The organism is Mesorhizobium sp. M0340 (genome assembly GCF_040321535.1).
Lineage (GTDB): Bacteria > Pseudomonadota > Alphaproteobacteria > Rhizobiales > Rhizobiaceae > Mesorhizobium.
In genome coordinates this window covers 241,670-252,780 of sequence record NZ_JAMYRR010000008.1, presented here as the reverse complement: position 1 = coordinate 252,780, position 11,111 = coordinate 241,670, and the positions used below count along the sequence as shown (strand labels likewise).

Here is an 11,111-nt window from a genome sequence, read left to right as displayed (position 1 = left end):
CCGCCGATGCTGCCAAAGTCCCCATCAGCCATCGCATCAAGAAATGCGCCTGGAACGACGACTATCTCATCAATGCCATCACTCATATGCGATAGCCCTGCCCTCGTGGGGGAGATGTCCGGCAGGCCAGAGGGGGGTGCTGTCCCGCCAACGTCTCGAAACTACCTCCCCTTCTTCCAGGGCAGGCTCCAGCGCACCTTCTCCAGCGTCGCCTTTGCCTCGGCCGAGTCCAGGTCGGGCTCTGTCTCGCGATAATGCGCCGAGCCCTCAGGCGGGTAGGCAAGTGTGTTGTTGAGGGCGAATTTGTCGATCTGGCTGAAGTCGGGGAAAGGCAGATTTTGCGCCTCGCGCCAATCGCCGACCCTTTTCTCCGCAGCGATGCGTTTTTCGTCGTCGACCGGAAGGTCGGTGGCTCTGTATTCCAGTGACGAAGGGAAGGCGAACTGCGCGCCGGCATCATCCATGATGTTGATCATGGACAACAGGATGTCCTCGCGGACGGCTTGAAATTCGGCCACGTCGGCGGTTTTGATATAAGTGAACACGTCGATATCGAGCGAATAGGCGCCGAAGCCGGCAAAGCGCACGCGGCACGGCTCATCGATAACGCGCGGATGGGCAATCAGCAGCTTGCGCAGCTCGGCCAGGACGTAACGCAGCTGATCGGGCGTCGTTTCGTAGCGCAGCTGCAGCGTCGTCGCGAACCGGGTGCGGTCGCGATGGGCGTAGTTCTCGATCTGCATGCCGGCGAAATCCGAATTCGGCACCGAGATGATGGTGCGGTCGAGCGACCTGATGCGCGTCGAGCGCATGCCGATATGCTCGATCGTGCCGGACTGGTCGCCGAACTTGCAGAAGTCGCCGACGCTTACCGGCCGGTCGGCATAGAGCGTCAGGCCGGAGAGGAAGTTCTGCAGCGTCGGCTGCGCGGCCAGCGCCACCGCCAGACCGCCGATGCCGAGACCGGCGATGACGCCTTCGTAGGGGATGGCGAGCACTTCGGCCAACAGCAGGAAGGCGACGACCAGCACGGCGACGCGCGCCACGCCGGTGGACAGCGAAATCAGCGTGTCGTGATAGCCGGGCACTTGCCACAGTCCGCGATAGTGTTCGGCGACCTTGCCGATCAGGTGCCAGACCACCGGCACGGCGCCGATCACGATCAGGCTCCAGGCGATTGCCTTGACCGGGGCGGCGACCACTTGCGGCAAACCGAGCGGGCGCAGCGTCAACAGCAGGAAGAAGCCAAGCATGATCGAGCGCACCGCCCATTCGACGATGCGGAAGAAGGCCGAGCTGTCCGTCCTTCGGACAAACAAGGAAATCAGCGCATTGGCGATGAAGCCGAAGACGATGCCGGCCAGTGCGGCAAGGCCGAGCATCCACCATTGCCAGTGCTCCATCGGGCCGGCGCGGGTGAGCAGGCCGGGGCTGATCTCGCGGGCAAGGCCACGGGCGATGAAGAACGGGTCGGTGCTGGCGAAGGCGGCGAATTCCGGCGCCACCGGCACGTCTTCGACGTCGGCGTAGACCGCGCGGATGTGGGCGAGCGTCTCGGGCGTGAACTGCCAGATCTTGCGCTTGCCGGTGCCGTCGGGGTCAGTCTCGACCGGGCCGATGACGATGTTGCCGGCGGGATGCTCGAAATAGACGAAGGGGGTGTTGCTCTTCGGATCGTCGGGGATCTCCTGCCAATAGACGTAGCCGATGCGGTCGATGACCTTTTTGAGATAGCGCTCGAGCAGGAACGCCTCGTCGCCGCGCACCGCCTGACTGTAGTTGCGCAGGTCGAGCGCCGCCTGGGCCGGGTCGCCGGCTTCGGTGAGGCCGCTCAACAGCACCTTGAACGTGTCGCGCGGCGAGGCGAGCCTGCTCGGATCGTCGACCATGTCGACGGCTTCGCCACGCGCTTCCTGGAATTCGGCGAGCTTTGCCTGGAGCTCGCCAAGTGGCGGCCCGACGATGAACCAGTCGCCATTCCTGCGGCGAAAAGTGACGGCGAAGGAGACCCTGGTGCCGTATTGCGGCAGCGTCGCCGTCACCTCGTCGCCGGCAATCGCGTCATGCGGCAGGCTCCACAGACGGAACGTCGCGTTGTCGATGACGGTGAACAGCAGCTTGGTGTAATCGGGCATGTTGAGGCCGCCGCGGTCGGCCTCGGTGACGTCGACGAGACCCGCCGCCAGACCGGCAAGACCCATGCCGCCGCCGGTGGCGCGCGGCACGTTGTCGGCGCCGCTCTCGTTCATCGTCTGCAGGAACGAGCGCATGGTGCTCATCGGGCTCGACTGGTCGACACGCACGTCCTCGACGGCGCTTACGCGCACACCTGTCCACCATTCGGCGGTGGCGGCATCGAAGCGGCCCATGAAGCTGCCGCCGTCAGGCGATTGGACGAAGGTGAAGGCGCCCTGGCGGTCGCCTTCGAACCAGTGGCCGACAAGCTTGTCGCCTTCGGCCTTGGCCTCGATACGGCCGTTATAAAGCGGGTACACGCCCTTTACGTCGGCGCCGGTCTGCTCGAACTTGATCTGGGCGCCGCCGCCGCGCCATTTCGTGTCCCACACGCCGGTCCAGTTGGCCGCGTCCTGGGCATGCGCCTGCGGCATCGCCGGCAGCAGGCCGGCAAGCGCGAGTGCGCCGATCAGCGCGACCGTCCGGATCAGCAAAAGCAGCAGCCGATCCTGTCCTGCCGCAAAAAAGGGGGTCATTGCATCGCCCTTCTTGATGCCGACGATTCTGCTCGGCCGGCCAGAGAAGGTTATTCCGCTTGAAGATGAATATTCTGTTTCAGGCTGCGACGGCGATGCCGGTCAGTCATAGGTCAGATCCGTCGCCTTGCCGGCGAACACTCGGTAGGCAAAGAACGAATAGAAGATGATGATCGGCAGCACGACGACCGTGCCGACCAGGATGACGGCCAGGCTTTCGGGTGCCGAAGCAGCCTGCCAGATGGTCAGCCGGTCGGGCACCACGAAGGGGTAGAAAGACCAGGCGAGGCCGGCAAAGCCGAGCGTGAAGATCGCGGCCAATGTCAGGAACGGGAGCAGCGCGTGGCGGTCGCCGGGTTTCGGCAGATGGAAGGTCTGGCGCCACAGCCACAGGAACAGCACTGCCGACAGGATCGGCAGCGGCGACAAATAGAGCATCGCCGGCCAGACGAACCATTTGTCGAAGATGCGCGCGCTGGCAAAGGGCGTGGCCAGCGACACCGCGACCATGCCGAGCGCGGTCAGCACCAGCGTCGTGCGCAGCCACAGCACCGCCTTCTTCTGCAGATCGCCTTCGGTCTTATAGATGACCCAGGCCGCGCCCATTGCCGCGTAGGCCGCGGCAAGGCAGAGCGCCACCAGCGCGCCGAACGCCATGCCGCCAAGGCCGACGTCGAGGCCGAGCACATAGACGCCGAGCATATAACCTTGCGCCAGCGAAGCGACGACCGAGCCGAGGAAGAAGATGCGGTTCCAGCGGTGCTTCCTGCCGGCCGGCACCTTGGCGCGAAAATCGAAGGCGACGCCGCGCAGGATCAAGCCGACCAGCAGCACGAAAACCGGAATGTAGAGCGCGGTCAGGATGGTGCCGTGCGCCAGCGGGAAGGCGACCAGCAGCAGGCCGACCGCCAGCACCAGCCAGGTCTCGTTGGCGTCCCAGAATGGGCCGATTGCGGCGATCATCGTATCCTGTTCGGTGCCTTCGGCTGCGGCGAACAGGATGCCGATGCCGAGATCGAAGCCGTCGAGGATGACGTAGATCAGGATGGCGAGGCCCATCAGGCCGGCGAAGATCAGAGGCAGCAGGGTCGGCCAGTCGACGCTCATGATGTTTCTCCCGGTTGCGCAACCGGCTGCGACAGCGGCCTGTTCATGACACCCGGCAGCGGCGAGGTGTCACCATCCTTCGCCGCCTTCAATGCCAGATGCACCAGCACGCCGAGATAGGCGATCAAGAGCAGCACATAGAGGATGAGGTAGACCGCGAGCGACAGCGCGACATGGCTGCCGGCGACCGGCCCGACAGCATCGGCGGTACGCAGCACGCCGGTGACCAGCCAGGGCTGGCGGCCGATCTCGGTGGTGTACCAGCCGGCCAGCGTCGCCAGCCAGCCGGACAGCGCCATCGGCACCATGACGAGCGCCAGCGGCTTGGGCAGGCTGTGGCGGCGCTTGAGGAAAAAGGCCGCCGACCAGGAGACGGCGAGCATCAGGAGCCCGGTGCCGACCATGATGCGAAAGCCCCAGAACACCGGAAATACCGGCGGATGGTTGCCGGCATAATCGTTCAGCCCCGGCACGACGCCGCCGGCGCTGTGCCTGAGGATGAGGCTGGCGCCGTCGGGAATGGTGAGTTCGAACCTGTTCTCGCTCGCCGCTTCATCGGGAAGCGCAAACAGCACCAGCGGCACGTTGGGACCGGTGTTCCAGTTGGCCTCCATGGCGGCGATCTTCTGCGGCTGGTGTTCGAGCGTGTTGAGGCCGTGCTGGTCGCCTGCGAAGATCTGGATCGGGATCAGGATCGCGGCGGTGAAGACGCCGGTGCGCAGCGCCTTCCACATCGATTCCGAACGATCGCCGTAGAGATAGCGCAGCGCCGACAGGCCGGCGATCAGGAACGAGACGGTCAGCCCCGAAGCAAGCAGCATATGGACGAGCCGGTAGGGCATGGACGGATTGAAGACAACGGCCCACCAGTCGGTGGCGTGCGCTACACCATCGCGCATCTCGAAGCCGGCCGGCGTCTGCATCCACGAATTGAGTGCGATGATCCAGAAGGCGGACAAGGTGGTGCCGCCGGCCACCAGCACCGTCGCCAGCGTATGGACGCGGTTCGAGACGCGGCGGAAGCCGAACAGCATGATGCCGAGGAACGCCGCCTCGAGGAAAAAGGCGGTCAGGATCTCGTAGGCCAGCAGCGGGCCGGCAATGTTGCCGACCGTCTCCATATAGCCCGGCCAGTTGGTGCCGAACTGAAAACTCATGGTGACGCCGGAAACCACGCCCATGGCGAAGGACAGCGCGAATACCTTAACCCAGGTGAAATAAGCGCGCATCCAGGCCGAATCGCCTGTCGCGTTGTAGCGGAGCTTGAAGAACAGCAGCACCCAGCCGAGCGCGATGGTGATCGCCGGGAACAGGATGTGGAACGAGATGTTCGCGCCGAACTGAATGCGCGACAGAATGAGCGGGTCCATGGCGGCTCCGGCTGCTGCTTGTTTGTACAAGGATAGGCTTCATGCGCGGGACGGTCAAAGCGGCGTCCCGCCGCGAGGCGGAACGCCGCAGTGTCGGTGAATCTGTTTTTGCCTGGATTTGGCTGGACGATCGGCCAGGTGTCGCCTATTCCGGCGAACCTCGATGTCCAGAACTGTCAGGAGCGGCATTGACATCCGGGTTTGCGAACCGACATTCAGCGGATTAAATCAACAACTCTGTTTCAAGCAGCCGTTTTCAGCCATGCAGCCGATCATCTCGATTTCCGGGGTCACCAAGACCTACGCCACCGGCTTCAAGGCGCTGAAGGAGATCAATCTCGATATAGTACGCGGCGAGATCTTTGCGCTGCTCGGGCCGAACGGCGCCGGCAAGACGACGCTGATCTCGATCGTCTGCGGCATCGTCAACCGCTCGTCGGGTTCCGTCACCGTCGATGGCCATGACATCAACCGCGACTACCGCGCGGCGCGCAGCCTGATCGGGCTGGTGCCGCAGGAACTGACCATCGACGCCTTCGAGAGCGTGTGGGCGACGGTCAATTATAGCCGCGGCCTGTTCGGCAAACCGGCGGACAAGGCGTTCGTCGAAAAAGTGCTGCGCGACCTGTCGCTCTGGGACAAGAAGGACGCCAAGGCGATCACGCTGTCCGGCGGCATGAAGCGCCGGCTGATGATTGCCAAGGCGTTGTCGCACGAGCCGCGCATCCTGTTCCTCGACGAACCGACGGCAGGCGTCGATGTCGAGCTGCGCCAGGACATGTGGGCGATGGTGCGCCGGCTGCGCGAAGACGGCGTCACCATCATCCTGACCACGCACTACATCGAAGAAGCGGAGGCGATGGCCGACCGCGTCGGCGTCATCAACCGCGGCGAGATCGTGCTGGTCGAGGACAAGGCCGAGCTGATGCGCAAGCTCGGCCGCAAGCGGCTTGTGCTGGAACTGCGCAGTCCCCTGGCCACCGTTCCCGACGCCTTTTCGCGCTACGCGCTGGAGCTTTCGCCGGATGGCGGGCAGCTGACCTATACTTATGACAACCAGAGCGAACGGCCGGGCGTCGCCTCGTTGATCCGCGAGCTCGAGGCGGCCGGCATCCAGTTCCGCGACATCGATACGGAAAACAGCTCGCTTGAGGAGATCTTCGTCAATCTGGTGAGGAAACCGGCATGAACCCGCGCGCGGTCATGAATCTTCATGCGGTATGGGCGATCTATCGGGTGGAGATGGCGCGCGCCCTTCGCACGGTGCTGCAGAGCATTGTTTCGCCGGTCATTTCCACGTCGCTCTATTTCGTCGTTTTCGGCTCGGCCATCGGCTCGCGCATCACCGAGATCGACGGCATCAGCTACGGCGCCTTCATCGTGCCGGGGCTGATCATGCTGTCGCTGCTGACGCAGTCGATCTCCAACGCTTCTTTCGCCATCTATTTTCCGAAATTCGTCGGCTCGATCTACGAATTGCTGTCGGCGCCTGTGTCCTATCTGGAGATCGTCATCGCCTATGTCGGGGGTGCGGCGACAAAGTCGATCGTGCTGGGCCTGATCATCCTGGCGACGGCCTCGCTGTTCGTGCCGCTTCACATCGAGCATCCGTTCTGGATGCTCGCCTTCCTGGTGCTGACGGCGGTGACCTTCAGCCTGTTCGGCTTCATCATCGGCATCTGGGCGAAGAGCTTCGAGCAGCTGCAGCTGGTGCCGCTGCTGATCATCACGCCGCTGACCTTTCTCGGCGGCAGCTTCTATTCGATCAACATGCTGCCCGGCATCTGGCGCACGGTGACGCTGTTCAACCCGGTCGTCTACCTGGTCAGTGGCTTCCGCTGGAGCTTCTACGGCAAATCCGACGTTTCGGTCGGCGTCAGCCTCGGCATGACGGTTGTTTTCCTGCTCGTCTGCATAGCAATCGTCGCCTGGATCTTCAGGACCGGCTACCGGCTGCGCAACTGAGCGACTGGCCTGCCAGGCAAAGCAGCCTTATCGGTCAACGGAAACAGCGCTGAGTGCAGCCCTTGCGACGATAGCCCTTGATCTTCATGTTTTGTTATATATCATGTTATGGTTTTTCGCGAGACGGATTGGCATATGCAAGACGTCGTACGATCGCTTGGTTTCTTGTGCCTGGGCACCAGGATGAAGCGTATAGGCGAGCAACTGCAAGCGGAGGCGCAGCGCCTGCTCGACCGGCTGGATGTTCCGGTTCAGGCGAGCCAGTACCCACTGCTGGCCGCGCTCGACAGGCTGGGCCCGCTGCCTGTCGGGGAACTGGCGCAATCGCTTGGCATCGCGCAGCCAGGTGTAACGCGAAGCGTCTCGCTTCTGGCCGGATTGGGATTGCTCGAGGTTAGTCCGTCGACCGATGACCAGCGGCGCAGGATTGTCTCTCTCACTCGGGACGGCCGGCGGCTGGTCGATGTCGCAAAGCGCGAGGTCTGGCCGCGCATCGAAAACGCCGTTGCGGATTTGTGCGCGGATCTTTCGGGGCCGCTTCTTGAGCAGCTGACCGCCATCGAGGACGGCCTCGCCGCGGCTCCTCTCGACCGTCGAGTGAAAAATCCGGAGGGCGCGGCGTAATGAGACACCTGCTCGACCGCCCTATCTGGAGCGCACTTCAGACGCGACATCGGGCGTTCGCGCAAGGTAATGACCTCGCCAGGCGGTATCGGCCGTCGATCGTTCCATTCGCCGCCACTGGCGCCGACGACGCGGAAAGCCTGCGGGCGCTCGAACAGCTTGTCTCCGCGGGCGAGAGTGTCATCCTGCTTCAGTCGGACGCCATTGCTCTGCCCGCGGGGCTTTTTGCGACTTCGACCGCAGCCGGGGTTCAAATGATTGCCGAGCGGCCGTTGCAAACCGTGTCTGACCAACGTGTGCAACGTCTGACCCGAGACGATGCGGCTGAGATGCTCGCCCTGGCATTGCTCACCAAGCCTGGCCCATTCACGCTCGAAGCCTTGAGCCTGGGCGATTTTTGGGGCGTGAAAATCGAAGGCAGACTTGTGGCAATGGCCGGCGAGCGCATGAAGCAACCTGGCTATACCGAACTCAGCGGGGTGTGCTCACATCCGGAATTTCGCGGCGGTGGCCTGGGCAAGCTGCTGTCCCTGTTCGTGGCAAACCGGATAGTGGCTCGCGGCGAAGTTCCCTATCTCCACGCCTATGCCAGCAACGCCACGGCCATCAGACTATACGAGTCCATTGGCTTCAGGTTGCGAAGCACAATGAATGTGGCCGTGGTTCAGCGCACCGAATGATTAGTCGGCGCATGATGCGCAGCATGGATGCATCCCATATCAGGAAAGGAAGGATTTCGCATCACCGAAATCCTTCCTCGAGAATGCAAGGCCTTCCTGCGTCTCAGACCGCGATCTTGCCGCCGCCTTGCCTGGTGATGGCAACGACCGCCGGGCGCACCGGCATGTCCGGCTTGAAGTCAGGCCAGCGGGTCGACAAATCCTCATAATAGGACGGACGCCCAAAAGCCTCCCAGTCCTCGCCACCGTCGCCTGGATGCTGGACGGCAACGAAAGCAGTCTGGTCGTCCGGCGCAAACAGGGGACCACACATTTCGGCGCCGATCGGCACACGGAAGAACAGCTTTGAGGTCGCCCGCGCCGGGCCTTCCGTGTCGACCGCCCACAGGCCGTCGGTGCGGCCTGTGACCTTCGGGCCCTGGCCGTCGGTAGCAACCCAGAGGCGGCCGGCCGAATCGACCGCGCAATTGTCCGGCATGCCGAACCAGCCATTGGCAGTGGTTGCGGTGGAGAAGGTGGCGCCGATTTCGGCCACGGCGGGATCGCCGCATTTCAGCAGGATTTCCCACTTGCCCTTGGTGGCGGCAAAATCACCGCCGTCCTCGACGATCTCGATGATGTGGCCAAAGGCATTTTCGGCGCGCGGGTTGGCGGCGTCGACCTGATCGGCCTTGCGCTTCGAATTGTTGGTCAGCATGACATAGACTTTGCCATTGGCGGCATTGGGCTGGATGTCTTCCGGACGGTCCATCTTCGTGGCGCCGAGCAGGTCGGCGGCGCGGCGCGTCTCGATCAGCACGTCGGCCTGGCTGGCAAAGCCGTTCTCCGCCGTCAGCGGCCCTTGGCCGAAGACGATCGGCAGCCATTCGATTGAACCGTCCTCGGCGAACTTGGCGACATGCAAGGTGCCGTCGTCGAGCAAGTTCATGTTGGCGGCGCGATCGTCCGGATTGAACTTGCCTGTGGTGACGAACTTATAGACATAGTCGAAGCGCTCGTCGTCGCCGAGGTAGAAGACGACACGGCCATCCTTGGCGACGATCGATTCTGCGCCCTCATGCTTGAAGCGGCCCATAGCGGTGCGCTTCCTCGGCACCGACGTCGGATCCTGGACGTCGACCTCGACGATCCAGCCGAAGCGGTTCGGCTCGTTCGGCTCCTTGCCTATATCGAAACGGTCGTGATGCGCCGCCCATTCATAGGCGCCTTCGGGAATGCCGAGGCGCTTGTAGTTGGCCGCCTCGTTATGGCTCTGCGGCAGCTCGCCCGAGAAATAGCCGTGGATGTTCTCCTCGGCCATGACATAGGTGCCCCACGGCGTGACGCCGCCGGCGCAGTTGTTGAGGGTGCCGATGACCTTCGTGCCGCTCGGGTCGGCGCTGGTCTTGACGCGGTCGTGGCCGGCGACGGGACCCGACAGTGCCATCTCGGTGTTGGAGGTGATGCGGCGGTTGAGCTTGCCGTCGCGCACGACCTGCCATTTGCCGGCTTCTTTGCGGATCTCGACAATGGTGCCGCCATGCGCGGCCATCTCGACATCGACTTGCTCCTTGCTGAGGGGCGCCTGCTTGGCTTTGCCATCGACGATGGTGACGAGGCCCGGGAACATCAGATGCGGATTGGTGTATTCGTGGTTGACGACCAGCAGGCCATGCTCGGCCGAGCCGCCGATCGGGATATAACCGACATAGTCGTTGTTGTAGCCGAATTGTCTGGCCTGGGCTTCCGCCGACTGTTTTGTCGGATCGAATTCCGGCGAATCGGCGAACAGCGGATCGCCCCAGCGCAGCAGCACGTCGGCGTCATAGCCAGGTGCGACGTGATGCTTGTCGTCGATGCCGGCCTCGAGCTCGTCGAAAGCGAAGGCGGATCCTTCGGCGGCGCGGGCGTTGTCGGCGGTGATCAGCGCCAGCGGGCTGACGGTAGCGGCTATGGCCGAGACGGCAAGCGAGCCCTTGAGGAAGCCGCGGCGCGAGAACCGCGCGGCGATGATCTCACCCATGGTGCGGTTGTCGGTGGGATTGACTCCTGGCCCATCGTTTTCCTCGAGCAGACTGGTGCGGAAATGGGCGTCAGGGGTGCGATGTTCGGTCGAGCGCTGTTCGGTCATGGGGGCCTGCCTCTGGCTGGATGGATTGCTGGAGCGTGTTGTCTGGCCAATCCGGTATTACCGGCAGGTCACAGTTTGATGACATGCCGGCTAATTGCCACCTGCGATTTCGTATCCAACATCAGTCCCGCTTGACCGCGACCGGCGCTTCGGAAACAAGAGCTGCGGCAGGCGCGTAGGGACCGCATCGGGAGGAACAAAAGTGAGTTTCTGGGGACTTGGGCAGCTCTGCGTTTCGACCGTGATCTTCCTGCTGGCGGCGATGGCCGCAAAACAGTGGGGGCTGGCGCCGAGCCTCGGCAAGATCGTGCTGACGTTGGCGCTCTATTCGCTGGGCAATCTGATCATGCTGAGGCTGATCCGTGAATTCGGCATGTCGGTGTCGTTCAGCCTGTCGGCGGTGATCCAGCTGGTGTCGGTGAATGTGGTGGCGCTGGTCTTCTTCGGCGAGCGCGTCAATGCCTTGCAGGCAACCGGCATTGTGCTTGCCATCGCAGCTGTGGCGCTGATCACGCTCGGGCCCTATCTGCAAAGGCTGTAGCTG

Annotated in this window: 9 protein-coding genes; 5 read left to right on the top strand and 4 right to left on the bottom strand. The window is 63.2% G+C overall.

Annotated elements, in window-relative coordinates; all coding sequences use genetic code 11:
• Positions 1–161: 161 nt before the first annotated feature.
• The 3 genes from NKI79_RS15015 to NKI79_RS15005 form a co-directional block, all read right to left on the bottom strand.
• Entirely contained in the window at positions 162–2,711 is a 2,550-nt protein-coding gene (locus NKI79_RS15015) for a mechanosensitive ion channel family protein (RefSeq protein WP_352802362.1), read from the bottom strand.
• A 102-nt stretch (positions 2,712–2,813) separates the two neighbouring features.
• Positions 2,814–3,818, bottom strand: a complete 1,005-nt coding sequence (locus NKI79_RS15010; RefSeq protein ID WP_352802360.1) for a cytochrome d ubiquinol oxidase subunit II — start codon at positions 3,816–3,818, stop codon at positions 2,814–2,816.
• The gene (locus NKI79_RS15005) at positions 3,815–5,188 is read right to left on the bottom strand and encodes a cytochrome ubiquinol oxidase subunit I (RefSeq protein WP_352802358.1); all 1,374 of its coding nucleotides are present in this window, start codon (positions 5,186–5,188) and stop codon (positions 3,815–3,817) included. Before NKI79_RS15005 ends, NKI79_RS15010 begins: the two co-directional genes overlap by 4 nt.
• 262 nt (positions 5,189–5,450) lie before the next feature.
• On the opposite strand from NKI79_RS15005, the gene NKI79_RS15000 reads away from it, so the two are divergent.
• The 4 genes from NKI79_RS15000 to NKI79_RS14985 all read left to right on the top strand — a co-directional run bounded on the left by NKI79_RS15000 (position 5,451) and on the right by NKI79_RS14985 (position 8,457).
• Positions 5,451–6,377, top strand: coding sequence for an ABC transporter ATP-binding protein (locus NKI79_RS15000; protein ID WP_352509392.1), 927 nt, complete (start codon positions 5,451–5,453; stop codon positions 6,375–6,377).
• Between the two features lie 14 nt (positions 6,378–6,391).
• Positions 6,392–7,153 (top strand): ABC transporter permease, encoded by a 762-nt coding sequence (locus tag NKI79_RS14995; protein WP_352509411.1) that lies wholly within the window; start codon positions 6,392–6,394, stop codon positions 7,151–7,153.
• A 135-nt stretch (positions 7,154–7,288) separates the two neighbouring features.
• The gene (locus NKI79_RS14990) at positions 7,289–7,777 is read left to right on the top strand and encodes a MarR family winged helix-turn-helix transcriptional regulator (RefSeq protein ID WP_352802356.1); all 489 of its coding nucleotides are present in this window, start codon (positions 7,289–7,291) and stop codon (positions 7,775–7,777) included.
• The gene (locus tag NKI79_RS14985; RefSeq protein WP_352802354.1) at positions 7,777–8,457 is read left to right on the top strand and encodes a GNAT family N-acetyltransferase; all 681 of its coding nucleotides are present in this window, start codon (positions 7,777–7,779) and stop codon (positions 8,455–8,457) included. The genes NKI79_RS14990 and NKI79_RS14985 overlap by 1 nt, the downstream gene beginning before the upstream one ends.
• Positions 8,458–8,560: 103 nt before the next feature.
• Here the strand turns inward: NKI79_RS14985 and NKI79_RS14980 are convergent, their stop codons facing one another.
• Complete coding sequence (locus NKI79_RS14980) at positions 8,561–10,567, bottom strand: PhoX family protein (protein WP_352802352.1); 2,007 nt, start codon at positions 10,565–10,567, stop codon at positions 8,561–8,563.
• A gap of 202 nt (positions 10,568–10,769) precedes the next feature.
• Here NKI79_RS14980 and NKI79_RS14975 point away from each other — a divergent pair, with 202 nt between their 5' ends.
• A complete protein-coding gene (locus tag NKI79_RS14975; protein WP_023679017.1) occupies positions 10,770–11,108 on the top strand; it encodes a hypothetical protein in 339 nt (112 codons plus the stop codon).
• The last annotated feature ends 3 nt before the right edge of the window (positions 11,109–11,111 follow it).

Coding starts and splice junctions, on each gene's coding strand:
- NKI79_RS15015 (WP_352802362.1), bottom strand. CDS start 2,711: ATGACCCCCTTTTTTGCGGCAGGACAGGATCGGCTGCTGCTTTTGCTG.
- NKI79_RS15010 (WP_352802360.1), bottom strand. CDS start 3,818: ATGAGCGTCGACTGGCCGACCCTGCTGCCTCTGATCTTCGCCGGCCTG.
- NKI79_RS15005 (WP_352802358.1), bottom strand. CDS start 5,188: ATGGACCCGCTCATTCTGTCGCGCATTCAGTTCGGCGCGAACATCTCG.
- NKI79_RS15000 (WP_352509392.1), top strand. CDS start 5,451: ATGCAGCCGATCATCTCGATTTCCGGGGTCACCAAGACCTACGCCACC.
- NKI79_RS14995 (WP_352509411.1), top strand. CDS start 6,392: ATGAATCTTCATGCGGTATGGGCGATCTATCGGGTGGAGATGGCGCGC.
- NKI79_RS14990 (WP_352802356.1), top strand. CDS start 7,289: ATGCAAGACGTCGTACGATCGCTTGGTTTCTTGTGCCTGGGCACCAGG.
- NKI79_RS14985 (WP_352802354.1), top strand. CDS start 7,777: ATGAGACACCTGCTCGACCGCCCTATCTGGAGCGCACTTCAGACGCGA.
- NKI79_RS14980 (WP_352802352.1), bottom strand. CDS start 10,567: ATGACCGAACAGCGCTCGACCGAACATCGCACCCCTGACGCCCATTTC.